The organism is Wolbachia endosymbiont of Ostrinia scapulalis, assembly GCF_023559145.1.
Taxonomy (GTDB): domain Bacteria; phylum Pseudomonadota; class Alphaproteobacteria; order Rickettsiales; family Anaplasmataceae; genus Wolbachia.
This window is the reverse complement of sequence record NZ_CP096926.1, coordinates 1,138,925-1,162,840: the sequence shown is the minus strand read 5'-3', so window position 1 is coordinate 1,162,840 and position 23,916 is coordinate 1,138,925. Positions and strand designations below refer to the sequence as shown.

Annotated in this window: 26 protein-coding genes; 10 read left to right on the top strand and 16 right to left on the bottom strand. The window is 34.4% G+C overall.

The genetic code is table 11. From position 1 onward, the window contains the following. Positions 1-34: 34 nt before the first annotated feature. A complete protein-coding gene (locus M1L26_RS05670) occupies positions 35-673 on the top strand; it encodes a hypothetical protein (RefSeq protein WP_250120115.1) in 639 nt (212 codons plus the stop codon). A 23-nt stretch (positions 674-696) separates the two neighbouring features. On the opposite strand, the gene thyX is transcribed toward M1L26_RS05670, so the two are convergent. From thyX to acpP, 4 genes are all read right to left on the bottom strand, one after another. Continuing rightward, positions 697-1,530: an FAD-dependent thymidylate synthase gene (thyX, locus tag M1L26_RS05665; protein ID WP_211907520.1), complete on the bottom strand. Its 834-nt coding sequence runs from the start codon at positions 1,528-1,530 to the stop codon at positions 697-699. Then, positions 1,523-2,809, bottom strand: a complete 1,287-nt coding sequence (murA, locus tag M1L26_RS05660; RefSeq protein WP_250120114.1) for a UDP-N-acetylglucosamine 1-carboxyvinyltransferase — start codon at positions 2,807-2,809, stop codon at positions 1,523-1,525. Before murA ends, thyX begins: the two co-directional genes overlap by 8 nt. Before the next feature lie 228 nt (positions 2,810-3,037). After that, positions 3,038-4,309: a beta-ketoacyl-ACP synthase II gene (fabF, locus tag M1L26_RS05655; protein ID WP_211907518.1), complete on the bottom strand. Its 1,272-nt coding sequence runs from the start codon at positions 4,307-4,309 to the stop codon at positions 3,038-3,040. A 6-nt stretch (positions 4,310-4,315) separates the two neighbouring features. Next, positions 4,316-4,576, bottom strand: coding sequence for an acyl carrier protein (gene acpP / locus M1L26_RS05650; RefSeq protein ID WP_211907517.1), 261 nt, complete (start codon positions 4,574-4,576; stop codon positions 4,316-4,318). Positions 4,577-4,703: 127 nt separating this feature from the next. Between acpP and M1L26_RS05645 the strand changes: the two genes are divergently transcribed. Together M1L26_RS05645 and M1L26_RS05640 are read left to right on the top strand one after the other, a co-directional pair. Next, complete coding sequence (locus M1L26_RS05645) at positions 4,704-5,486, top strand: polyprenyl synthetase family protein (RefSeq protein ID WP_010406449.1); 783 nt, start codon at positions 4,704-4,706, stop codon at positions 5,484-5,486. Beyond that, entirely contained in the window at positions 5,479-6,351 is an 873-nt protein-coding gene (locus tag M1L26_RS05640; protein WP_250120113.1) for an FKBP-type peptidyl-prolyl cis-trans isomerase, read from the top strand. Before M1L26_RS05645 ends, M1L26_RS05640 begins: the two co-directional genes overlap by 8 nt. Before the next feature lie 70 nt (positions 6,352-6,421). On the opposite strand, the gene hslU is transcribed toward M1L26_RS05640, so the two are convergent. Then, positions 6,422-7,873, bottom strand: coding sequence for an ATP-dependent protease ATPase subunit HslU (gene hslU, locus M1L26_RS05635; protein ID WP_250120112.1), 1,452 nt, complete (start codon positions 7,871-7,873; stop codon positions 6,422-6,424). A gap of 1 nt (position 7,874) precedes the next feature. Next, the gene (gene hslV, locus M1L26_RS05630) at positions 7,875-8,429 is read right to left on the bottom strand and encodes an ATP-dependent protease subunit HslV (RefSeq protein ID WP_010406442.1); all 555 of its coding nucleotides are present in this window, start codon (positions 8,427-8,429) and stop codon (positions 7,875-7,877) included. An 82-nt stretch (positions 8,430-8,511) separates the two neighbouring features. On the opposite strand from hslV, the gene gshA reads away from it, so the two are divergent. Beyond that, positions 8,512-9,666: a glutamate--cysteine ligase gene (gene gshA, locus M1L26_RS05625; protein ID WP_019236751.1), complete on the top strand. Its 1,155-nt coding sequence runs from the start codon at positions 8,512-8,514 to the stop codon at positions 9,664-9,666. On the opposite strand, the gene M1L26_RS05620 is transcribed toward gshA, so the two are convergent. From M1L26_RS05620 to M1L26_RS05610, 3 genes are all read right to left on the bottom strand, one after another. Continuing rightward, the gene (locus M1L26_RS05620) at positions 9,663-10,463 is read right to left on the bottom strand and encodes a hypothetical protein (RefSeq protein WP_211907513.1); all 801 of its coding nucleotides are present in this window, start codon (positions 10,461-10,463) and stop codon (positions 9,663-9,665) included. The two genes, gshA and M1L26_RS05620, sit on opposite strands and share 4 nt — an antisense overlap. A 61-nt stretch (positions 10,464-10,524) precedes the next feature. After that, entirely contained in the window at positions 10,525-11,478 is a 954-nt protein-coding gene (hemH, locus tag M1L26_RS05615; RefSeq protein ID WP_211907512.1) for a ferrochelatase, read from the bottom strand. Then, positions 11,475-12,293 carry a hypothetical protein gene (locus M1L26_RS05610; RefSeq protein WP_250120111.1) on the bottom strand — a complete coding sequence of 273 codons (819 nt, stop codon included), beginning with the start codon at positions 12,291-12,293 and terminating at the stop codon, positions 11,475-11,477. Before M1L26_RS05610 ends, hemH begins: the two co-directional genes overlap by 4 nt. A gap of 114 nt (positions 12,294-12,407) precedes the next feature. Here M1L26_RS05610 and ndk point away from each other — a divergent pair, with 114 nt between their 5' ends. The 6 genes from ndk (at position 12,408) to folD (ending at position 17,178) form a co-directional block, all read left to right on the top strand. Further along, positions 12,408-12,827, top strand: a complete 420-nt coding sequence (gene ndk, locus M1L26_RS05605) for a nucleoside-diphosphate kinase (RefSeq protein WP_211907511.1) — start codon at positions 12,408-12,410, stop codon at positions 12,825-12,827. Between the two features lie 120 nt (positions 12,828-12,947). Continuing rightward, positions 12,948-14,126, top strand: coding sequence for an aspartate aminotransferase family protein (locus M1L26_RS05600; RefSeq protein WP_250120110.1), 1,179 nt, complete (start codon positions 12,948-12,950; stop codon positions 14,124-14,126). Between the two features lie 68 nt (positions 14,127-14,194). Beyond that, the gene (locus M1L26_RS05595; RefSeq protein WP_211907510.1) at positions 14,195-15,472 is read left to right on the top strand and encodes an HlyC/CorC family transporter; all 1,278 of its coding nucleotides are present in this window, start codon (positions 14,195-14,197) and stop codon (positions 15,470-15,472) included. A gap of 9 nt (positions 15,473-15,481) precedes the next feature. Continuing rightward, positions 15,482-15,739 (top strand): DUF2312 domain-containing protein, encoded by a 258-nt coding sequence (locus M1L26_RS05590; protein ID WP_006014634.1) that lies wholly within the window; start codon positions 15,482-15,484, stop codon positions 15,737-15,739. Next, positions 15,732-16,307, top strand: a complete 576-nt coding sequence (locus M1L26_RS05585) for a UbiX family flavin prenyltransferase (RefSeq protein ID WP_010406412.1) — start codon at positions 15,732-15,734, stop codon at positions 16,305-16,307. Before M1L26_RS05590 ends, M1L26_RS05585 begins: the two co-directional genes overlap by 8 nt. Beyond that, the gene (folD, locus tag M1L26_RS05580; protein ID WP_211907508.1) at positions 16,291-17,178 is read left to right on the top strand and encodes a bifunctional methylenetetrahydrofolate dehydrogenase/methenyltetrahydrofolate cyclohydrolase FolD; all 888 of its coding nucleotides are present in this window, start codon (positions 16,291-16,293) and stop codon (positions 17,176-17,178) included. The genes M1L26_RS05585 and folD overlap by 17 nt, the downstream gene beginning before the upstream one ends. A 99-nt stretch (positions 17,179-17,277) precedes the next feature. Here the strand turns inward: folD and M1L26_RS05575 are convergent, their stop codons facing one another. The 7 genes from M1L26_RS05575 to M1L26_RS05545 all read right to left on the bottom strand — a co-directional run bounded on the left by M1L26_RS05575 (position 17,278) and on the right by M1L26_RS05545 (position 23,813). Further along, positions 17,278-18,006 (bottom strand): cell envelope biogenesis protein OmpA, encoded by a 729-nt coding sequence (locus M1L26_RS05575; protein WP_250120109.1) that lies wholly within the window; start codon positions 18,004-18,006, stop codon positions 17,278-17,280. A gap of 110 nt (positions 18,007-18,116) precedes the next feature. Beyond that, on the bottom strand, positions 18,117-18,728 hold the full coding sequence (locus M1L26_RS05570; protein WP_211907506.1) for an outer membrane beta-barrel protein: 612 nt from the start codon (positions 18,726-18,728) through the stop codon (positions 18,117-18,119). A gap of 120 nt (positions 18,729-18,848) precedes the next feature. Next, entirely contained in the window at positions 18,849-21,308 is a 2,460-nt protein-coding gene (gene leuS, locus M1L26_RS05565; protein WP_211907505.1) for a leucine--tRNA ligase, read from the bottom strand. A 4-nt stretch (positions 21,309-21,312) separates the two neighbouring features. Continuing rightward, positions 21,313-21,903 carry a murein hydrolase activator EnvC family protein gene (locus M1L26_RS05560; protein ID WP_007302156.1) on the bottom strand — a complete coding sequence of 197 codons (591 nt, stop codon included), beginning with the start codon at positions 21,901-21,903 and terminating at the stop codon, positions 21,313-21,315. A gap of 52 nt (positions 21,904-21,955) precedes the next feature. Beyond that, positions 21,956-22,282 (bottom strand): MerR family transcriptional regulator, encoded by a 327-nt coding sequence (locus M1L26_RS05555; protein ID WP_010402982.1) that lies wholly within the window; start codon positions 22,280-22,282, stop codon positions 21,956-21,958. Beyond that, positions 22,279-22,578, bottom strand: a complete 300-nt coding sequence (locus tag M1L26_RS05550) for an integration host factor subunit alpha (RefSeq protein WP_211907504.1) — start codon at positions 22,576-22,578, stop codon at positions 22,279-22,281. Before M1L26_RS05550 ends, M1L26_RS05555 begins: the two co-directional genes overlap by 4 nt. Positions 22,579-22,616: 38 nt before the next feature. Continuing rightward, positions 22,617-23,813 carry an MFS transporter gene (locus M1L26_RS05545; protein ID WP_250126895.1) on the bottom strand — a complete coding sequence of 399 codons (1,197 nt, stop codon included), beginning with the start codon at positions 23,811-23,813 and terminating at the stop codon, positions 22,617-22,619. Between the last annotated feature and the right edge of the window lie 103 nt (positions 23,814-23,916).

The window sequence follows — 23,916 nt, the reverse complement described above, 5'->3', positions numbered from 1 at the left end:
CGAGTCTGATAATATTATATCTGAACAAGATTTTATGAATTATATTGATGGAAAAAAAGAACAAACGAAAAAGTTATTAATGATGCAGTTTTTATCGCAATTCTTACCTATTCTTGATGTTCAGAGCATTGAAAAGCGAGAAGGAGATCAATTTTATTATGATGACATAATATATAAGGAATTAAATAATAATTTATCTTCAACAGAACTATGGATCTATACTGAGCAAGAACAAATCAAATGTGCGTTAAATGATGTGGAGATAGGATGCTACTTAGAATTTAGTTATTTTTGCTATGCTTGTAATGAAGAAGATGTCATTGAGGATGAGGGGCATTCTATGTTGGTGTATAAAGCAGAGAATGATAAATACATATTTTTTGACCCTAATAAAGGAGCGGTTGGCTTTTGTCCTGATACAGGAGCTGCCAATTTTACATTAGAGGAAATTTGTAGGGTAATGGAACTTGCTGTAAACCGTTATTCATATGATATGTATATTGAAAATTTTGCAGATTATTGCCAAGTTTATATTATGCTTAGAAATGCAACACTAATGTTAAAGAAAGCCGAAAAGCTTTACGAAACAATGGAAAGAATAAATTCAAAAATAATTGATATATCAGTTGATAAAGGTATGAATAAATTGTTGCTTACACCTGCAAGTCTGTGAACGATATAACTTGATCTTTTTGGCTATTTACCAAGTATAGACATCAGCTCATTCCATTCTCTTTTACCAATGCCACTTTCTTCTCTCGTAACATTTTCTCCTTTTATTAGCTTGCGAATTATTTCAAGACCAGTTTTTGAAATGCAGGCTGATTTTAGCGAGTATTCAACAAAAGCATTATAGGCCAGCGGGACCCATTTCTTCACTATGTCCAACATAACTTCTGCATAGACTCTAATTTCATATTGGGCGTGCTGATCAGCTCTAAGTCTTAAAAAGTGAAGAAGGTTGTGTAAATCTATTTTCCAATAAAACTGAGTATAGTAATTAAGTGTTAGATTAGTTCGGGCAATTTCCCTTGCAAGGCCCTGTTCAATAAATTTCTCATAATGAGAATATACTAAATTAGAATCATTTATTAGAGAATCTATTATTTCTTTTGAAGTACTTGAGTCAAAAGCTTCACCGCTGCCTTGTTTATTATTATCAGATTGTTTTGCAACCTGTTCTGGTATATAAAATTCATTATCAAGTATCGAATACCTTCCGGAATATTCATTCACATTTGCAGTTCTATGTCTTATCCACTGTCTTGCAATAAAAATTGGAAGTTTCACGTGAAACTTAATTTCACACATTTCAAATGGAGTTGTATGATGATTTCTCATCAAATATTTTATAAGCGCCTCATCTTGATTTATCTGTTTCGTTCCCTTTCCATAAGAAACGCGAGCAGCTTGAACTATGGCGCTATCAGAGCCCATATAATCAATTACTCGAACAAATCCATGATCTAACACCTTATGTTCTTCGTATAGAATTTCATCTATCTCTTTTACTGTAGTTCGCTTATTCATAACATGTCCTCAAGGAAATATCGGCTCCACACGAATTGAGTTTTTCGTCCATCGCTTCATAGCCTCTCCATAAATGATGTGAGTTATTTATTGTAGTTTCTCCTTTAGCTACCAAAGAAGCGAGAATTAAAGCTGCTGTTGACCTTAAGTCATTAGCATGCAGATTAGCTCCAGATAGGCTCTTTGTTCCACTTATAGTAGCTTTACTTTTTTCGATGCTGATATTAGCGCCTAATTTTCTTAGCTCATTTGCATGTGCAAATCTACTTTCAAAAATGTTCTCTTCAATGATTGATATTCCATCTGCAATGCACATTGCAGACATTAGTTGTGGTTGCATATCACTGGGAAAGTTGGGATATGGATTTGTTGCAACGTGAGCAGATTTAATAGAGCCATTTTTTCTAGAAATAATAATACCATCATCATGTAACTCAACTCTGGCTCCTATAGTCTTCAATTCATTTGCAATACATTCTATATCAGACAAACTTACTCCTTCCAACTTTAGCTCGCCGTCGGTAATGACAGCAGCCAAAGCATAAGTACCGGCCTCTATGCGATCTGGTATTATTTTATGCTCACACCCATTTAATGCTTCAACACCTTCTATTGTGATTTTTGTATTATTAACTTCAATATTGGCACCCATAATCTTCAGAAACTCTATTAAATCAAGAACTTCCGGCTCGATTGCAGCATTGTTTATTATTGTTACTCCCTCTGCAAGTGTTGCTGCCATTATTATATTTTCTGTTGCACCAACACTCACTTTTTCAAATGTTATTTCTTTGCCTTGCAATTTCCCCTTTGTTGTTGCAGTTATATTACAGCTATCAATTTCAATTTTAGCTCCCATTGCTTCAAGTGCCTTAATATGAATGTTAACAGGACGTTTTCCAATATTACATCCACCAGGAAATACTGTTGAAACTCTACCAAATCTGCTGAGCATTGGACCTAGCATTAAAAAAGATGCTCGCAGTCTGCTTGCAATTTCATGTGATATTAAATAGTTATTGATATTGCTACAGTCAATTTCCAAAGTGTGATTTGCTTTATAGTCTTTATTGCATATAAAATTTACTTCTGCACCAAGACTCTTAAGCAGCTCAGACATCAAATGCACGTCAATTAAATCAGGTACGTTATGCAAAGTTATTGAAGAATTACTAAACAAGCTTGACGCCATTATTGGCAAGACTGCATTCTTTGAACCATTAATCTTGATTTTTCCAATCAAGGGCTTATGGTTACTTCTTACTAATATTTTATGCATTTAATCAAGCGATAGAACTTATCAAGTAAGTATAATAGGTTAGCGGTAAAAGGCAAAATTTTGCTTTTTCTTCTTCTGTCATTCGAGTAGCTGAAACTAGAATCCATTTCTTCATCATCATCAAAATGTTATATTTCAACATTACTTTTATGCTGACCAATTTAACTGGATTCTAGTTTCAGCTACTCGAATAACATTTTCGTAGTCGATTCAAAATAGCATAATTAACTACACCTTTCCAAAGATGAGAGACGCGTTGGTACCACCAAAACCAAATGAATTAGAAAGCGCATATTGAATTTTATGCTCTTGAGCTTTAAGTGGTACAAAATTTAAATCACACCCTTCTGAAGGTTTGTGTAGGTTTAAAGTTGGTGGAACAATTCCATTGTTTAATGCAAGGATACTAAATATTGCTTCAACACTTCCTGCGGCACCAAGTAAATGTCCTATAGAAGATTTAGTCGAGGAAACAGGTATTTTATAGGCATAGTCACCGAATAACTGCTTCATTGCTATTACTTCAACTTTATCCCCAAGTGTTGTTGAAGTCCCATGTGCATTGATATACCCAATTTGACTTGGGCTTACTTGTGCACTCCTTAAAGCAAGTTCCATTGCCTTAAGTGCGCCTCTTCCTTCTGGATGTGGTGCTGTGATGTGGTGCGCATCTCCTGTTAACCCATATCCAGTGAGTTCTGCATATATTTTTGCTTCCCTTTTTTTTGCATGTTCATATTCTTCCAGAACTAATATACCTGCCCCTTCGCCCATGACAAATCCATCGCGTTCTTCGTCCCATGGCCTTGAGGCCTCTTCAGGATTATCATTGAATTTAGTTGATAGCGCCTTCATCGATGCAAAACCTGCAATTCCAACTCTGCATAACGCACTTTCTGCTCCGCCTGCAATCATAATGTCAGCTTCACCGAGTTTTATAGCTCTTGCTGAGTTTATAATCGCATGCGCACCTGTTGCACATGCAGTTACCGCTGAGTCATTTGGACCTATAAATTCGTATTTAATAGAAATATGACCAGATATCAAATTTATTAGACTTGCAGGAACAAAAAATGGGCTAACACGTCTAGGCCCCTTCTCCTGCATGGTAATTACATTTTCCTGAATTGATGGAAGACCACCTATACCAGAACCAATAGCTACACCTATTCGCTCTTTATTAATATTTTTATTTTCCAAAATTAGTGAATCTTCTACTGCCTGAACAGCTGCTGCAATTCCGTAGTGAATAAAACGATCTGTTCTTTTTAGGTCTTTTTCAAAAATATAATCTGGTGGATTAAAATAATGCTCAATGTTATCGGATTGCACAGGCACCTGCCCTGCAACCTGACAAGCAAGATCAGAAGAGTCGAACCTATCTGTATTGATTGCTTTGATGCCAGATTTACCTTCTTTCAGCTTTGACCAGGTGTTATTAACATCTGCTGCTAGTGGAGTAATTAAGCCGACACCGGTAACTACTACTCTTCTGCTCATTCAACATCAATTGTTTGCTTTGTTTACTATATATTCAACTATCTGTTCCATAGTTTCCATTTTTTGCGCATCTTCATCAGGAATCTCTATACCAAACTCTTCTTCAGCTGCCATAATTATTTCAACTGCATCTAAACTATCTGTGCCATGGTCTGAAAGCTTTGAAGAACTACCAAATCCCTCTACATCCTTACTGATGTGCTCTAGTATAATCTTCTTTACTTTTTCTTCTATATCTTCCCTAGTGCTTTTTGCTAATTCGCTCATTTCTTACTAAAAAATAACCTATTCTCTGATGTTATAAGAAATTTTGATGTTTGCAATAGCTTTTATGATTATATAAACTATTAAAAACTTCTTATCTCTTAGCACTCGATAGTTAATAAATTTAAAAATGCTAGACGAAACAACAAAAAATTTGCTTGTTGTAGAAGTGAATAAGCTCTTACCTGAAAATAGCGAGAATAGACTTATATCAGCTATGCGTTATGTGCTTCTTGCTCCTGCAAAACATATACGTTCTTTTTTAGTTATAGCATCTTCGTCGATATTCAACATAAAGGTTGAAAAAGCAATAACAGCAGCAGCAGCAATTGAATTTATTCATGCTTACTCCCTAATTCACGATGATCTGCCATGTATGGATAACAGTGACACCCGCAGAGGCCAGCCAAGCTGCCACAAAAAATTTGGTGAAGCAACAGCAGTACTGGCCGGAGATGCATTACTTACCCTGGCTTTTGAGGTATTATCTTTGTTAAATTGTGAGATCATAAAAGTGCTCTCTCAAGCAATAGGAATGAAGGGAATGGTGGGAGGGCAGATTTTAGATATAGGTGCAGATTTTGACAAAATAAAAGAAATTCATTTGATGAAAACTGCAAAACTATTTGCAGCTTCATGTGAAATAGGGGCTATAATAGGAGGCGCTACAGACAAGGAGCGGGAAGCATTATATAACTATGGAATAAATCTAGGGCTTATTTTTCAATCCAAGGATGATATCGAAGATTATGAGCAAGATAAAACAAACAATTTAATGTCCGTGCTTGGCAAAAATGAAATGGAAAATTATATAGATAGTCTCTTTAAACAGGCCTCAGATAATTTAAGTACGCTTTCAGGGAATACTAATGACTTATATGATTTATTGAATCAAGTAAAAAAAGATGGTTAGAAAAATTATATTACAAATGTTTATCTCTGTAGTAATGATTCTCGCTTTAGCTTCTGCTTTTATAATTACGATTGTTTATATAAACAAAGATAAACCAGAGAAAAGGGAAAAGCTTTACGAAATAAATGCTACACATGGTGGTTTGACACAGATGATAGCAAGTTATTTGGTCAGGCCGATACTTGAATCAGCTCTTGATCGTTATATTGAAAAGCATGGGTTAGCAGAATATTTAGAAGAAATAACACAGCAAAAAGAAGAAGAGATGATAAACTTTTATGAAATTACTGAAGGCAGTGGCAGTAAAGTTTTCTGTGGCCAAGAAGTTCTGCTACAAATGTACAAAGTCTCCAACAACCTAGCAACGCTACTTCCGACTGATGTCAATTTGAAAATAGGTCAGGATTACTTAAAAGAAGTGAGTTTAGGGGTAATAGGTATGAAAGAAGGCGGAGAGCGTGTAGTTACTATTGCTGCTGATGACAACAAAATGAGTTTTAACTCTTATTACATCAAACTGATTGAAGTAAAAGATAAATATCCCGATTCAGTAAATAACCTGATGATTTTTAATGACTTAATTAACAAAACTGGAAAACGAGTAAAATGTGGCGATGAGATATCAGTTCAATATAGCATAAAGAGACATAATGGTGAGTATATAATCAAAGATCAAATAGTGCAGTTTAAGGTTGGTGACAAAAAAATACCACTTGCTATAGAACTTGGAGTTGTGGGAATGAGAGCTGGTAATAAAAGAACAGTTCTTTCTCCACCTGATCTTTTAACTGATGTGTTAACAAAAGGCATAGATTGTGATATTGCAATAATTGATTTAAGCTTGAATTCTACTATTGCAAAATAGCTTAAAGAATTACGAAGTAAGAAAAAATAAAACCTCTTGAATGCTCTATATTACTTAAAGTAAGCTTCCTCTAAAGTATAAATTTAGATAAATCAAGCTGCTTTGAAATTGACTCTAGTTTATCTCTTACATATTTGCTATCTATAACAAATTTTTCATTATTTTTTTCAGAAGCGATAAAACTTATTTCATCCAAAAGCTTCTCCATGACAGTATGAAGTCTTCTTGCACCTATATTTTCCACTTCTCTATTAACTGTAAATGCTATTTCAGCTATAGTCTCTATACCATCATCAGTAAACTCAAGTGTTACATTTTCCGTTTTCATTAACGCTATATACTGTTTTAACAAACTAGATTCTGGTTCCTTTAATATTTTTATTAGATCCTCTTGAGTAAGCGCCTTAAGTTCCACTCTAATTGGCAATCTACCCTGTAATTCTGGTAAAAGATCAGATGGCTTAGATAAATGAAAAGCACCAGATGCAATAAATAATATATAGTCTGTTTTTACGGGGCCATACTTAGTTGAAACAGTTGTTCCCTCAAGTAATGGTAACAGATCGCGCTGCACTCCTTCTCTGTTGACTTCACCTTTTATTTCTGTACGTGCTGCAATTTTATCTATTTCATCTAAAAACACTATACCTTCATTGCTAACAAGATCAATCGCTTCTTTGACTATCTTGTCTTCATCCATTAACCTTTCGCTTTCTTCATTAATCAATATTTCACGTGCTTCTTTCACTTTAACTGTAATAGTTTTTGTTTTTTTGCTCCCATTAAACATCTTGCCCACGATTTCTGTTACGTTCATCACACCAATTTGCCCACCTGGCATGCCAGGTATATCAAAAGTGGGTAACATACCCTTGCTCTCCCTGACGTTAATAGAAACTTCTCCATCTTCAAATTCCTTATTTCTCAGTCTTTCTCTGAAAACTTTTTTGCTTTCCTCGGTTGCATCTTCACCAACCATGGAGTTGACTATTATCTTTTCAGCCAAACCTAAAGCTTTTTCAGTTAAGGCTTTACGTGCTTTTTCCTTAACTAAAACTATTGCTGCGTCAACTAAATCACGTATTATCGAGTCAACATCACGTCCAACATATCCTATTTCAGTAAATTTCGTTGCTTCAACTTTTATAAAAGGTGCACCAGCAAGCTTTGCTAAACGGCGAGCTATTTCAGTTTTACCAACTCCCGTATGGCCTATCATGAGTATATTCTTAGGTATAATCTCTTCACGTAGTGGAAGTGGGACTTTATTTCGACGCCAACGATTTCTGAGTGCAATAGCAACAGCGCGCTTTGCATCATTCTGCCCGATTATAAATCTGTCTAATTCTTTAACTATCTTCTGTGGTGGTAGATCATCTAATAAAGCTTGTGAGCTTTGAATGCTACTACTTCCTGTACCTTCATTTTCATAGAGGCTATTTTTCTCATTACAGTCATCATTATTATCAAATTGACCTACTACAGATTGACTAGAAAAATTAGCACACAAAGTTCTTGACATATTACTCCTCTATTTTTTCGATAATTAGATTATGGTTTGTATAAACACATATATCGGCAGCTATCTTCATAGCCTTTTTTGCAATCTCCTCTATTGATATTCCTTCAACGTCAATCAAAGCTTTTGCTGCAGATAAAGCAAAATTTCCTCCAGAGCCAATGGCTGCAATGCCATCTTCAGGTTCAAGAACATCACCCGTTCCTGTAATGACCAATGAAATAGACTTGTCTGCCACGATCATCATAGCTTCTAATTTTCTTAGATATTTATCCATTCTCCAGTCTTTTGCAAGTTCAACACATGCCCTCATTAACTGTCCTGGGTGCTTATCAAGTTTAGATTCTAGCCTTTCGAAGAGAGTAAATGCATCAGCTGTTGCTCCAGCAAAACCGGCAATTACGGAATCACCAGAAAGACGCCTAACTTTTTTTGCTCCAGATTTTATAACGGTATGGCCTAGCGAGACTTGCCCATCACCTATTACTACTACATTTTTGTCTCTTCTAATTGACAGTATAGTAGTACCATACATTTTACTGCTGTCATGATGAATCATTTTTTTGTTATTTTAATTAGTTATATTATATTAAGATTATAACTTATAATATAGTACTTTTCTTATAACATTTAAAGTGTAGATGCAAAACATAATTCATCCAAATCTGGAAAAAGATATAAATAATTGGTTCAAAACAAAATTTAATGGTTTTACATTACCATTTTATAGCTCCATAGATCTTAGGAATTCAGGCTACAAAATTGCTCCAGTAGACGCCAATTTATTTCCTGCAGGGTTTAATAACCTAAGTGAAGTATCAAAAGCGATAGCAGCAAAATTGATAAAAAGCTACTTCGAAACAAAACAATATAAAAAGGCCCTTATAATACCGGAGAATTACACACGAAATAAAATGTATATAGAAAATGTATTTGCCATAGAAAAGGTACTGCAACTCGCAGGTTTTGAAACTAGAATTGGCCTCTTTCATAATGAAACGTACAATTTAATAGAACAGTATGAAACTGTTGTGAAAGAAAACTCTTTGCTGAAGACAACTTCAGGATTTGTGCCTGATGTTATTATACTGAACCGTGATATGACGAGCCACATTCCAGACACGCTAGAAAACGTAAAACAAGAGATAGTGCCAAGTCCATTATATGGCTGGCACAGTAGGCAGAAATTTCAATATTTTGAAATCTATCAAAAATTAGTGTCCGAATTTTGTGGCGAATTTAAAATGGACCCATGGCTTATTTCTGTGCTTACAGAAAGCTGTAATGGAGTTGACTTTAATGATGATTCATCACTAGGAGCAGTAGCGACTAAAGTTGACCAAATATTATCTCTAGTGCAAAAAAAATATGAGGAATATGAAATAAAAACACAACCTTACGTTTTTATCAAAGCAAGCAATGGCACATATGGAATGGGCATTATAACAGCAACAAGTGGAAAGGAAATATTAAATCTCAATAAAAAAAAGCGTCATAAAATGAAAAAGATAAAAGAAGGAATAGCAATCAATAGTGTTATTATACAAGAAGGTGTACCAACTATTGACATATTTAAAAGTAGTTCTGCAGAACCGCTAATATACTATATAGGAGATACTCCAACATGTTACTTATACCGATGTAATAGCAGGAAAGATGTATATTCTAGCTTGAATTCCACTGACTGTGAATTTTATGACATCAGCCAAGAAAATAAAACTTTGCCACTTTGGAATATTGTTAGCAAATTAGCAGTGCTAGCATTGGCAGTAGAAATTAAGTCTTTTCATCTCTAATAATTAATTTCTACAATGCTGCTATTATGCTGAATATGGTGAGCGTCATCAAGTCCAGTAGAAGGATCAGTACCATTATTAGGTTGATTGACAAACTTATCGATGTTTGATACTAGATATGCTATGCTTAGTAGCAAACTAACCGTAACAGTTAAGTTGAAATTATAGATTATGCCACCACCCAAGTCTATTGGTATGGTTGGAAGTTCCATTCTTTTTAATATGAAGCTTAACAAGCCCAATGACAAAGCGAATGTGCTAAAAATAACTTCTTTGCCATATTTAGCAGACTTTTCAGAATCCTTATTATCTAGATACTTCTTCCATGTATAATAACAGTTTATGCATTCTGAAAATAGAAATAGAACTGCTGATGTTAAGCTAATATAACTTATTACATCCTTGTTGTTTCTAGCTAAGAAATGAATGATTTTTGTCTGCATCAATATTCCTATTACACAGTTTGCCAAGAAGGCTAAGCTACCCACAACCTGTATTGGTTTTTCAGGTTCATTTCCCCCTTTACCATTCTGAAGTTTTTTAGATTTATATCCAGCTAAATTGAGACCAAAGTGAAGAGCAAATATTATTGATGTTGGTAGTTTTATGAACTTAGAAATATCTAATATAGTACAAATATTGGATCTGTTGTTATCAATAAACTCGCAACAGAATTGCAATGAAATTTTACACAATATGCCTGTTAAACCTACTGCAATACAATACATCTTTCTAATATCATGATTGTGAGCATCATGTATACTTTCTATAAATGTATTTGGCTTACCTTTTGGCATAAGTAGATAATAAAATAATAACTTTTTAATATTATACTATAAAAATCTAAAAAGAAAAGTGCTATAAATCAGTACTTTGAGAGTGATCTAAACATAAATCGGCCAAGCACTTGATAAATAAGAGATCAGTACTGAGAGTTGGTACGCGAAAGTAATATCCGTCTTTGATAATTGCTTTATACTCTATATCAAGTTCAACCAGTGTTTCAGAATGCTCAGAAACAAAAGATATAGGTGATAAAACTACAGGTATATTATCGTCTTTTGCGCGTGATAGCTCACTTTCAGTGCTAGGCTCCAACCATTTTACAGGGCCAACCTTACTCTGATAACATATTCCCCAGTCAAGATCTTCAATATTCAATTTTTTTACTATTAATTTTACTGTTTTTTCTATCTGTGAAGCGTAAGGGTCGCCTTTTTTAATGATACTAAGAGGTAAGCTATGGGACGAGAATAGGACTCTTGGCTTACCGATTTTGCTAGCTAATTTATAATATTTAGACGTCAGATTAACATGAGCTTCAATAAAGTCTTCATTGTCATAATAATGGTGAATTGTTTTTGTGTTACATTCCAGTTTGGCATTTTTTTGCCAATTCTCGATGGATGATAGAGTTGTGGTGGTTGAATATTGCGGATATAGTGGTAACAGAATGATTTCGTCAGGGTCGAATTGCTTTACGCTTTTAACAACTTCATCAGCAAATGGATGCCAATAACGCATGCAGATGAATATCTTATATACATGGTTTCCATTTTCATTTAATTTTAGTTCTAAAGCATCAGCTTGTGCTTTCGTATTCTCCAAGATTGGCGATTTACCTCCAATGTGCTCGTATATTTCTTGTGCAGTACTTTCTCGCCTTTTGGAGATAAACTTTGCTAAAAGGAAGCGAAAAGGATTTGGTAGATTTATTATTCTTTTATCGTAAAAAAGATTAAATAAGAAAGGACGGACCGCACTTAGTGAATCAGGTCCGCCTAGGTTAAATAAGATTACTGCCTTCTTCACTGACAGCACCTTTTTTCAGGTTTGCCTATAAAATCAGCTACACACTCATCAAGTTTAGTTACAGGCACTAAATTTCTTACACTGGCATACAATAGATGAGCAGATCTCTTCATGTTACTCTGTGTAGATGCAAAGCCTCTATCGAAAACCACATCAACACAAAAACTTGGCACTGCTTCAAGAAGTTCAACAGCAGCCAAAGATATCATTATGCAGCTTTGTAGGGCCTTCAAAGGAACCATAAGCGGAAAAAGTAAAACCTTAACAAAGAGAGAGCGAGGACTTTCATTCATTATTTGTCCTTGATTAGGAGAATTATACTCAATATGCTGTCTGTTTTTATTAAAAATAGGAAATTTTATAGTGTCTTCCTCAAATTGCTCATCTATTTCTTTTCTACTATGGTTAGTGATCTTTTCCATTAATTTCTCACGCAATTGACAAGTAGTTCTCACAAAAAAACACGTGGCAATCATCAATATAGCACATATAAGCGCACAATGCATGAGGTTCATCCCACCTATCATAGATGGTAATGCAAGACAAACAAATGGCACTATGATAGCCATTTCGAAAAATGGAATAGTATTCCTTTTTATTGCAAAAACAGCGCCTTCTTTTAATTTTGTATTATTGTGTAAGCTATACTCTAAATAACTCAAAAATGCCAAATTAAAAGTTAAAAATCCTTTTGTCCCACAAAAAATTGATGACTTGAATTGATTAACCCATTCTTTAGCAGTAAGTGTAGTTTCAATTGATTGTTTAACATTAGGATCGACTGGTTTGTTGTTTTTTTTATTACAACACCCCATAAAACACCTCCTTGATGGTTTATTCTTAACTATAAGTGAAAAATTGCTTTTATCAAATCAAAGTTTATAATAAAATAAATCTATAAATATACGATCTTAATATAAGGAAATAATATGGCAATTGAGAGAACACTTTCAATATTAAAACCTGATGCAGTAAAAAATAATATTACAGGCAGTATAAATTCTTACATTGAAAAATCTGGACTAAAAATTATAGCACAAAGAATGATGATGCTGACAAAAAAACAAGCAGAGCTGTTTTATGAAATTCATAAGGATAGGCCTTTTTTTGGAGATTTGGTGGAATTTATGACTTCTGGGTCTGTGATAGTTCAAGTTTTAATCGGTGAAAATGCAGTCAGTAAATACAGACAAATCATGGGTGCTACAGATCCAAAGCAGGCAGATAAAGGTACAATTAGGGGTGATTTTGCTGATGATATTAGTGAAAATAGAGTGCATGGTTCTGATAGTCTAGAGAACGCTCATAGAGAAATAGCTTTCTTTTTTGCTGAATGTGAATTGGTGTAGTTTTACTTTTTTACATATTAAATTTCTGAGTTTTATGTTGAACTGTATAATATTAGCTCAATTTTTAGTTTAAGCAATATTAAGGGAAAGCTTTTTCATGCACTATAGATAATATTTAAAATGGATCATGTTGTTAACGCTTATAATAGATCTGAAGCTTCTATAGTTAGAGGAGAAGGAGTATATCTCTTCGATAAGGATGGTAAAAAATATTTAGACTTTGCTGCAGGAATTTCTACAACCTCTCTAGGGCATTGTCATCCATACATTACAGATAAACTGAAGGAGCAACTGGATTCATTATGGCACTGCTCTAATATTTTTACTATTCCTCAGCAGGAAAGGCTTGCTCAGCGTTTAACAGAACTTACCTTTGCCGATAAAGTTTTTTTCTGCTCAAGTGGACTTGAAGCAACAGAAGCTGCAATTAAATTTATTCGCCGCTATTTCTACTTAAATGGACAAGAAAAGCGCAGTCACATCATTACAATTGAAGGAGGTTTTCATGGCCGCAGTATTGCTGCAATTTCAGCTGGGGGAAATGAAAAATCACGCGAAGGTTTTGCTCCACTCCTTTCTGGTTTTGATAAAGTTCCAAGAAATAACATTGAAGCATTAGAAAAGAAAATCAATAGCGAAACAGCTGCCATATTTTTAGAGCCCATACAAAGTGAAGGCGGAGTACATCCATTGGAGGTAGAGTATCTTAAAAAAGTAAGAGAGATAACAAAAGCTCAAGGAATAATTTTATGCTTTGATGAAGTGCAATGCGGATATGGACGGATTGGCTCTCTATTTTACTATCAAAATATAGGAGTTGAACCTGATATGCTCACTTGTGCGAAGGCTATGGGTAATGGATTTCCTCTGGCTGCATGTTTAGTAAAAGATTATATAGCAGAAGCAATCACTCCAGGAACTCATGGGTCAACTTATGGAGGTAATCCACTTGCCATGACTGTTGGTAATGCAGTACTCGATGTAATGCTAAAGGAAGGCTTTTTTGACCATGTTAAGAAGGTCAGTAAATATCTAAAAGAAAAGTTGTTGCCTTTGACTGAAGAATTTCCGAAGATCGTTTCAGAAGTTCGTGGGGAGGGTTTATTGATAGGGATAGAGCTTAGAGTACCTTTGGCTGATAAAATTGTTAAACAATCTCTTGACAAAGGCTTAATGATGACTAAAATTTTAAATAATAGGGTAATAAGAATAACTCCTCCACTTGTTGTTGAGAATATGCATGTGAATGCAGTGTGTGATATATTTCATGATTTATTTTTTTATATTAAAGATATATAGACTTGCAAATGCTTCTTACAACATATAAAATCAACTCTGTTTCTATATCGCAATAACATCATACTTTAATGGATTGGTTATTGATTTCAGTATTGTCAGCAATTTTTTTCTTATTGATTTTATCGTTTTTGTTCTCAGGAGCAGAAATAGGGTTAACCTCAATTAGCCGATCCCGAGTGAATAAACTAAAGCTAGAAGGTAACAAAAAAGCCAAGATAATAGAGCTTTTGTTAGGTAAAAAAGAATTAACAATAGGAACAATATTACTGTGTAATACAATTATTAACATTACTTGCTCTGCTTTATTTACAGTAATATTTATAAATTCTTTTGGGAATGAGGGCATATTTCTTTCAACATTCATGATGACGTTTTGTATTTTGCTATTTTGTGAAGTTTTACCAAAAACTTACGCCATGCAAAATCCTGAAAAATTTACATTACTTTCTGCTTATTTTATGCTGTTTTTTGTCAAGGTTCTTTCTCCATTGACATTAGGCATTCAGTTTATTGTCAATATCATTCTGAAGTTATGTGGGCTTCATAAGAATAGGGAGGTAATATCTGCAGCAGATGCAATGCGTAATATGATTACTCTTCACCGCAGTGAGGGCACTATGTTACAACAGGATTTAGATATGCTAAATAGTATACTTGATTTGGCTGAGACAGAAATATCACAAATTATGACCCACAGGAGAAACTTATTTTCTCTTGATATAGATCGAAATAAAGAAGAGTTAATAAGAGAGATTTTAACCAGTAGCCATAGCAGAGTACCTTTATGGCAAAAAGAACCAGATAATATTGTTGGAGTGGTTCACGTGAAAAATCTAATAAATGCCTTGCGTGAAAAGGATAATAAAATAGAGATTGCCAAAGTTATGTCAAAGCCTTGGTTTATACCAGAAAGTACGCCACTCAGTGTACAACTTCACAACTTCCGTAAAAACAGGAAACACCTTGCATTTGTTATTGATGAGTATGGAGCACTACAGGGAATCGTAACTCTTGAGGATATACTGGAAGAAATAGTTGGAGAAATTTCAGATGAACATGATTTGATCACAGAGAATTTTATAAAAAAGATATCCGATAATATGTATCACATAGAAGGAAAATCTACTATTAGGGATATTAATAGACAGTTACATTGGGATCTTCCTGATGAAGAAGCTACAACTCTAGCAGGTATGATTGTAAACGAGATAGAGCGCATTCCTGAAGAAAATGAAGAGTTTTCCATGTACGGTTTTTACTTTAAGATTTTAAAAAAAGATAAAAATATTATTACTATGATTGAAGTACAAGTAAAAACTGATAATACTGTAGTAGCAATTAATTAGTTGGGTTCTATGGAAGATACAGTAAAAATAACGGCTGAAGATTTGAAGAGCTATATAGAGAGAATCGAAAAACTTGAACAAGAAAAGAGGGATGTGCAAGATCACATTCGTGATGTATATGCAAAAGCTGCAGATGAAGGTTGGGATATAAAAGTGATGAAACAGATTATTAGGCTAAGAAAGATGGATGATGATGACAGGGAGGAACAGGAAATATTACTTGATACCTACAAACGTGCATTGGGAATGAATTACGAAGGTGAATAGTAGGATTGTAATTGGAATAAGTGGAGCATCTGGTTCTATTTACGGTGTACGGATTCTAGAGGCACTAAAAAATACCAATCATGAAACTCATTTAGTGATCAGCAGTGCTGGAAAAATAACTATAGCTCATGAGATTAAAGAAAAACTTGAAGATATTATATCGCTTGCAGATTTTTACTATTCTGAAGAAAAAATAGGAGAAAAAATAGCAAGCGGCTCATTTAAAACCTCAGGTATGGTTATTGCTCCATGTTCTATGAAAACAATGTCTGAAATAGCATCGGGGGTGACTTCCAATCTATTAACAAGGGCTGCAGATGTAACTCTAAAAGAAAGAAGAAAATTAGTTCTTATGGTGCGAGAATCTCCACTACATCTTGGACATCTCCGAAATATGTTAAAACTAACGGAGATGGGAGCAATTATTGCTCCGCCGATGCCTGCTTTTTATATTAAACCAAAATCTTTGGATGATATTGTAAATCATGCTGTTGGTAAAGTATTGAATTTATTTGATATTGCATTACCTGACTTCAAGGAGTGGCAAGGAAATGTCAATTATTATTAACGGTAAAAAAATAGCAAATGATCTCTGTGAGGAGCTATCAAAAAAAATTGATATTTTAAAGAAAGAGTATAATGTTTTTCCTTGTCTTAAAGTAATTCTTGTGGGTAGCAATCCAGCAAGTCAGGTCTACGTTCGTAATAAACAAAGAAAAGCAGAATCAATAGGCATAAGTTCTGAAACTATTGTTTTGCCTGATAGTATCTCAGAAGATGAATTGATTGAAAAAGTTAATACATTAAATGAAGATTCATCTGTGCATGGAATTTTAGTTCAGTTACCTTTACCAAAGCACATCAGTGCAAGTAGAATAATTAATACAGTAAGTGTTGAAAAAGATGTAGATGGCTTTCATGATGAGAATGTTGGCAGGTTAGTTAAAGGTGAAAAAAATTGTCTGATACCTTGTACTCCCAAAGGTTCTTTGCATTTAATTAAGTCAGTTGAAAATAATCTGTCCGGTAAAAATGCGGTAATCATTGGCAGATCCAATATTGTGGGTAAGCCAATGTTTCACCTATTGTTGCAAGAAAATTGCACTGTTACCATCTTGCATTCACAAAGTAGGGATTTAGCTGATTATTGCTCTAAGGCGGATATAGTAGTTGCAGCAGTTGGAAAGCCAAATTTTGTTCAACCAGATTGGATAAAAAAAGGTGCAATAGTGATTGATGTTGGCATAAATAGCATTAACATAGGAAATCAAAGTAAGCTTGTGGGTGATGTTGACTTTGAGGGAGTAAAAGAAAAAGTCAAAGCTATTACTCCAGTGCCTGGTGGAGTTGGCCCGATGACAATAGCATTTCTTATGATAAACACTGTAGTTGCTGCTTGCTTACAGCGGGAAGTTGATCCTTCTAATTTTATTGCTTAAGATTTATCTTAATGTTAGCATAAACAGAATACCTTTGCAAATAGCACATATATAGCACCGAGCATACAACTGTATATAAGGATTCAAAGTGTTCATAGCTTAAAAATTATAACGTATACCTACTTCTATGATTGCATCTGGTTTTTTCATCGGTGGTTTAAAGCCACTTAATTGACCGCTTGCAGCAATAGCAACTGTGCTAACTATCTGTGGAATAATTTCACAATCAACACCTAACTTTACTTTATAGGAAATAGCACCCAGTATTTTATCTAGTGTTTCATTTTGACCTGCGGCTGCGGCTACAGTTGCAGCTGAATTTACTGCATTTGTATCCTCACCAAGACCAAAAGATGGCAATATTCGAATATATCCACCCAGTCCTATACTAGCATATAATTTAATAGGATCAATTTCAAGATCAGGATAGTAAAGGTAATTTGCCAATAAACTAGCTCCTACTTTTCTTTTTGCTTTATCAGTTATATCACTTATGTTAGCAAGAACCTCAAGTTCAAACTTAGAATTTTTGTTATGATGATAACCAAAGACAACGTTAGGGTTCAATTTAAAGCTTTCACCCCATCGAGTCCCAAAGTTTAAACCTACATAACCTACATAGTAATGATCTTCGTACTGGTCTTCATATCGATCTTCGTATTGATCTTCACAATGATCTTTGTGTTGATCTTCATACTGATCTTTGTACTGGTCTTCATACCGATCTTTGTACTGATCTTCTAACTCACTTGTACCATTACTAGCTGTACTTGCTAAAGCAACCAACACAGCGAACACTTTCATCGTTCTCATATAATTCATACACATTACTTCCTTAAAACAGACTGGAATAAGTGTTCAAACATGCTAGCAGCAAGTTTTGAGCATCGCTTGTGGTTACACCTAAACATTAAACATGTATTCAATGTTATCCAGCATTAAAAATTATAGCGTACTCCTACTTCCAGCATCATATCCGGTACTGTCATTGCTTTTACACCACTCAGTTGCCCACCTACGGTTAAAGCAGCTGTACCAACTATCTGTGGAGCAACTTCATAATCAACACCAACCTTCAGTTTGTAGGAAATAGCACCTAGTACTTTATCTAGTGTGTTATCTTGAGCTTCAGCTGCATTAGAGCTTCCTTCAGATTTACCAGAGCCAAAAGGTATTACTTGGAGATATCCACCTAAACCTCCACTGACATATAGTTTCACAGGATCAATGTCAACGTCAGGATAATAACGGTAATTTGCTAATAAACTAGCTCCCATTTTCTTGTCTTTGTCCTTTCCTTCTGCATCCTTACCTCCAAACATATCACTTACGTCAGTGAGAATCTCAAGTTCAAACTTAGAGCTTTTATCATAATTATAACCAAAAACTAAGCCAGGTTTTATTTTTAATCCAGTACCCCATCCACCACCAAAGTTTAAACCTGCGTAGTACTGCTCTTTTGCACTATTACTAGCTGCTTTATTACTAGCTGCACCTGCTAGAGATGAAGTGAGCAACACAGCTAAAACACACAATCCTTTTATTTTCATATAACTACCCATACAAAAAAATATATAATGCACAAGTATATATCCTTTATATTAAAAAAGATATAACCTCATATCAAAAAAAGTATACCTACGAAATTAGGGACATGCTACTCAAAATTTTTATATAACTATGTTTACTACCTTATTTGGTACAGCATATATAGTGCGAATTTTGCTTTGATCGATTTTGTTAGATACAGAATCTGTTGCTATTTTCTTCAATTTTTCTTGAGGTAAATCAGTTGCCACTTCAATGGTCGCACGTAACTTTCCATTGATCTGCACTGCTACAGTCACCATATTATCAATTAGTAGTGATTCATCAGCTTTTGGCCAAGGTTGCATATATAGCATGCCTTCGCCTCCTATTTTTTGCCATAAATTTTCAGCCAGGTGTGGCATGAATGGCTCAATTACTCTGATTAGTATGCATATACCTTCATCAATAAGAGATTTTCCAGTTTTTACGTCTATTTCAGCTATTAAATTTGTCATTTCACGAAACTTTGCTACCATACAGTTTAATCTGCAGTTTTCCAAGTCATCTGTAAGCCCTTGCAATAGTTTATGGATTTTTTTTCTGTACTCTAGGAGTTTACCTACAATGTTTTCATTATCATAGTGTATGTTTACGGGCCTAAGTTGCACTACCATACGCCACAATTTATTTATGTAGCGAAAACAACCTTCCACGCCATCATCAGACCATTCCATATCTTTTTCTGGGGGGATATCGGATAATACAAACAAACGAGCAGTATCAGCACCGTATTTTTCTATGATAAAGTTTGGGTCAACTGTATTTTTCTTTGACTTACTCATCTTTTCGACTTTTCCAACTTGGATCTTAGCACCCTTCGCAATCAACTCTTTTGCTTCTTCGGGAAAGAGCCATTTGCCATTCTCATCTTTATAAGTTATATGGCAGACCATTCCTTGAGTGATTAAAGTAGAGAAAGGCTCTTTAACGTCAAAATAGCCACATTTAGTTAAAGCATGGCAGAAAAACCTTGAGTAAAGCAAATGTAGAATTGCATGTTCTATTCCACCTATGTAATAATCAACAGGCATAAAACGATTACAAGTATCTTTATTAATCGATTTATTTTCACTGCAAAATGAAGCAAAATACCAGGAAGACTCAAAAAAGGTGTCGAATGTATCAGTTTCACGCTCTGCTTGCTTTCCGCACTTTGGACAATCAACAAATTTCCAGGTTGGGTGCTTATCCAGGGGATTACCACCACTTGTAAATTCTACATCCGTTGGTAGAACAACAGGGAGGTCTTTTTCTGGAACTGGAACAATTCCACAATCTTTACAATGTATAATAGGTATAGGACATCCCCAATAACGTTGCCTTGAAATTCCCCAATCGTGTAGACGATAGTTTATTGTTTTCTTACCTATTCCTTTTTCTTCAAGTTTTTTTATGATTACTTTTTTTGCCTCATTAATCATTAGTCCGTTTAAGAATTCAGAATTGAACATCACTCCATCACCGAAGTACGGTTCTTTTAAGATCTCTGTGGTCTCTTCACAAACTACAGGAATAATCGGTAAACCATACTTCTGTGCAAATTCAAAATCACGCTGATCATGTGCAGGGCAACCAAAAATCGCACCTTCTCCATACTCCATCAACACAAAATTCGCTATATAAATTGGTAATTCCTTGTCGAGAAATGGGTGCCTGACGTTCAGTCCAGTGTAAATTCCAATTTTTTCATCATTCTCCCCCTTTGCCTTCATATTACCAATAAAGTCTCTTATTTCTTTGTCCTTAAGGTCTTGTACAATAGGGTGCTCTGCTCCTACTGCAAGAAAAGAAGCTCCAAATAAAGTATGAGGAGAAGTTGTAAAAATCTTCAATTTCTTATTCAGGCCAACTATTTCAAAATCTATAGTTGCCCCTTCAGATTTTCCTATCCAGCGCTCTTGCATAGTTTTGACTTTTTCTGGCCAATTTTTTAAACTTTGCAGACAATGAAGCAAATCTTCAGCAAAATCAGTAATCTTTAAAAACCATTGGAATAACTTACGTTTTTCAACAACTGCACCTGATCGCCATCCTTTTCCATCAACCACTTGCTCATTTGCAAGCACTGTTTGGTCCACTGGATCCCAATTAACCCACGACTCTTTTCGATAGGCAAGACCATGCTTTAAAAAATCCAGAAAAAATTTCTGTTCGTGTTTGTAATAATCAGGCTCACATGTGGAAAGCTCGTGATTCCAATTGTAGGAAAGACCTATAGATTTTAGCTGTGCACGCATATTGTCTATATTCTCTTTTGTCCACGCTGCAGGGTTAATATTATTGTCCCTTGCTGCATTTTCAGCTGGTAATCCAAACGCATCCCAGCCAATTGGGTGCAAAACCTCAAATCCATGAGCTCTCTTGTAACGTGCTATAACATCTCCTATTGCATAGTTACGCAGGTGCCCCATATGAATCTTACCAGATGGATATGGAAACATTTCCAACACGTAACATTTCTTCTTTTTACTATCTTTGCTTACAGAAAAATCCCACTTATTTTGGTAGAATTTTTCAACGTTTTTAAAATCATATTTCATAAATTCAATCACAGTTTATATGTACTAAAGGATCGACTGCTTGACCATTATGCCTTATTGTGAAACACATCTGCGGATCTTTATCTTGTGTGCTTGATTTACCTGCAGATCCAATTACTTGACCTTGTTTTACTTTATCACCAATTTCAACTTGTATGTTTTTTAAATAGGAGTACATAGTCATGTAATTATCTTTATGTTCCACTATAATTAAATTTCCGTACCACCTCAGGCCTTTGCCTACGTATATTACTTTGCCAGGTGCAGAAGCAATAACCTTTGTTCCACTTTGAGCAGTAATTTTTATGCCATCTTGACATATTTTATCAGAAGAGGTAACTGCACCTTTAACCGGTATTACAAATTTACACATGCTTTGTGCATTATTGTTATATACCTTATCTACAAAGGCTTTTCTACTTTCTTTTCGCAGCGAAGAATCAACATTTTCTTTAATCAAATGATACTCCCTTGTGTACTCTAGGTCTCTTTTTCCATAAAATTCTTCGCCTTTAAGTAGTACAGGTGCAGGTTTTTGCAGGCCACAGCTTATCAGTATTGCTGATAATATAAAGAACAATGCTATACGACACATACACTTATCTCTAGATATATCAACTTTCACAAAACTTTATAGTGTTTTTCGTCTATTTATTACTTTCTTCATTTATTTTATCAGTCAAATAGTCTCTTAAATCGGTAAGTTCTTGCAACAAATTTCTTGAATAATGATCAATTCTTACATCGTTACCAAATTCCTTTTGTACTCCTTTTATTGTATATCCTTTGTCATATAGCATATATTTTATTTTCTTTATTGCCTCTATACACTTATGATCATATAGTCTTCTTCCCTTCCGTTTTATGGGTTTAATTTGATGGAATTGACTTTCCCAGAATCTTAAAACATGCTGCTCCAAATGTAGTTCTTCAGCTACTTCTCCAATTGTGTAAAATAATTTTTCCTTATTCATCGGTTGTTTATTAATTTCTTCATCATTTTTGAAGGTCTAAAAGAAATTGATTTTCTCGCTTGAATTACTACCCTTTCCGATGTCTTTGGTATATTTCCTGGTCTTTCTTTCTTGTTTTTAACCAAAAATGTTCCAAATGAAGATATTTTTACTATTCCATCCTTTGCTAAGCTCGTTTTTATCTCATCCAATATATCATCTATTATTGCAATAGAGTCTTCTTTCGATAATCCAATTTCCTGATTTATACATTCAGCTATTGTTGCCTTAGTTACTGTTGTGTCTTTTGTTGTCATAATTTATTACAGTATGTTAATATAATATAACAATCGACTCAAGATTCAGCTACTTTATTTTTATAGTATGTTTCTTTTGTAGCATAATTAAAAATACTAGCAAATGTTAACATTGCAAATATTGTGAAAAGCGCCATTTGATGATCTGAAAAAAGTGCTAAAATTGACACTAAAATTCCACTCATAACAAACATAAATCCATTGATAATGGATGATGATGTGCTAATATACTTCTGCTCAACAACCTCACTACCAACAGTAAAATTAAGCATATGTCCTCCTGCAAAAAAACCAAACATTAACATACAAAAGTATATAATATGAACTGTTAAATTGCCGCACAGTAAAATAATAGCTGAAATACTTTGCAATGTGGCAAAAGCAGAGATTACGTGCCTTCTATTTTTAAATAGATTTGAGATTAGATCTGCAATTGGAGCACCAACTGCAAGACCAAGCCACAATATTGCAGTTGCCACACCTAACTCCATTGTATTGAGTTCTAAGTTGCTTAGTAACCTTGGTGCCCACAGCATATTAAGCGCTAAAAATGTTCCAAAAGTAATAGCACCCACTATTGAGGTTATCCAGATATCTCTTAATTTTAGCACTGTTAGTACAGAACATATTACTGTTTTTATAGAGCTCTTTATTGTGTATTCCCCCAAATTTTTTTTTGAAAGTCCTTTCGGATAAAAAAACATAAGTACAAATATCGATACGCCAAATAATATTACGCATACAATAAGATTTTTCCAATCTGCACCTTCGGCAAGCAAGCTAGAGAAGCACATTTGAATCATCAAAGCAGAAAGACTTGAAATTGTCTGCACTAGTGAGAACATCAGTCCAAATTGAGTAAGGGGAAAATATGTGCTACTTACATGAGCAGCGCCAATAAAACCAAACGATGCTCCAATTGCGATCAAAAATTGAGATAAAATTAAATGGGCAAAATTGTCACTCTTGATAAGGACAAAAAAACCAAAGAGCATGATTGACAATGAGAAAAAATAAATTTTTTTGCTGGAAAAAACATTAAACATTGCCCCACTAAAAAATTGTGAGATAGCAAAAGTCCAAGTATATGCTGAATTAGCTAGTGCAACTTGCGCGATTGTGAGCTCAAGTTCTTTTTCAAGATTCACGCTTATAAAGGTGTAGATTATCTGCATATTGCTGAATACAACAATCAAGTTACTGATGAGCCAAATGAACCAAGCTTTATTTTCCATAAGATTTTTTATAAATAGTCCATTGATAATAAACCTCTTTTAGGCTCTGATTATTGTTAAAACAATTGCAATTATAGTATGATATAAAAGCTATGAAACAACA

Coding starts and splice junctions, on each gene's coding strand:
- M1L26_RS05670 (WP_250120115.1), top strand. CDS start 35: ATGAATTATATTGATGGAAAAAAAGAACAAACGAAAAAGTTATTAATG.
- thyX (WP_211907520.1), bottom strand. CDS start 1,530: ATGAATAAGCGAACTACAGTAAAAGAGATAGATGAAATTCTATACGAA.
- murA (WP_250120114.1), bottom strand. CDS start 2,809: ATGCATAAAATATTAGTAAGAAGTAACCATAAGCCCTTGATTGGAAAA.
- fabF (WP_211907518.1), bottom strand. CDS start 4,309: ATGAGCAGAAGAGTAGTAGTTACCGGTGTCGGCTTAATTACTCCACTA.
- acpP (WP_211907517.1), bottom strand. CDS start 4,576: ATGAGCGAATTAGCAAAAAGCACTAGGGAAGATATAGAAGAAAAAGTA.
- M1L26_RS05645 (WP_010406449.1), top strand. CDS start 4,704: ATGCTAGACGAAACAACAAAAAATTTGCTTGTTGTAGAAGTGAATAAG.
- M1L26_RS05640 (WP_250120113.1), top strand. CDS start 5,479: ATGGTTAGAAAAATTATATTACAAATGTTTATCTCTGTAGTAATGATT.
- hslU (WP_250120112.1), bottom strand. CDS start 7,873: ATGTCAAGAACTTTGTGTGCTAATTTTTCTAGTCAATCTGTAGTAGGT.
- hslV (WP_010406442.1), bottom strand. CDS start 8,429: ATGATTCATCATGACAGCAGTAAAATGTATGGTACTACTATACTGTCA.
- gshA (WP_019236751.1), top strand. CDS start 8,512: ATGCAAAACATAATTCATCCAAATCTGGAAAAAGATATAAATAATTGG.
- M1L26_RS05620 (WP_211907513.1), bottom strand. CDS start 10,463: ATGCCAAAAGGTAAGCCAAATACATTTATAGAAAGTATACATGATGCT.
- M1L26_RS05610 (WP_250120111.1), bottom strand. CDS start 12,293: ATGGGGTGTTGTAATAAAAAAAACAACAAACCAGTCGATCCTAATGTT.
- ndk (WP_211907511.1), top strand. CDS start 12,408: ATGGCAATTGAGAGAACACTTTCAATATTAAAACCTGATGCAGTAAAA.
- M1L26_RS05600 (WP_250120110.1), top strand. CDS start 12,948: ATGGATCATGTTGTTAACGCTTATAATAGATCTGAAGCTTCTATAGTT.
- M1L26_RS05595 (WP_211907510.1), top strand. CDS start 14,195: ATGGATTGGTTATTGATTTCAGTATTGTCAGCAATTTTTTTCTTATTG.
- M1L26_RS05590 (WP_006014634.1), top strand. CDS start 15,482: ATGGAAGATACAGTAAAAATAACGGCTGAAGATTTGAAGAGCTATATA.
- folD (WP_211907508.1), top strand. CDS start 16,291: ATGTCAATTATTATTAACGGTAAAAAAATAGCAAATGATCTCTGTGAG.
- M1L26_RS05575 (WP_250120109.1), bottom strand. CDS start 18,006: ATGTGTATGAATTATATGAGAACGATGAAAGTGTTCGCTGTGTTGGTT.
- M1L26_RS05570 (WP_211907506.1), bottom strand. CDS start 18,728: ATGAAAATAAAAGGATTGTGTGTTTTAGCTGTGTTGCTCACTTCATCT.
- leuS (WP_211907505.1), bottom strand. CDS start 21,308: ATGAAATATGATTTTAAAAACGTTGAAAAATTCTACCAAAATAAGTGG.
- M1L26_RS05560 (WP_007302156.1), bottom strand. CDS start 21,903: ATGTGTCGTATAGCATTGTTCTTTATATTATCAGCAATACTGATAAGC.
- M1L26_RS05555 (WP_010402982.1), bottom strand. CDS start 22,282: ATGAATAAGGAAAAATTATTTTACACAATTGGAGAAGTAGCTGAAGAA.
- M1L26_RS05550 (WP_211907504.1), bottom strand. CDS start 22,578: ATGACAACAAAAGACACAACAGTAACTAAGGCAACAATAGCTGAATGT.
- M1L26_RS05545 (WP_250126895.1), bottom strand. CDS start 23,813: ATGGAAAATAAAGCTTGGTTCATTTGGCTCATCAGTAACTTGATTGTT.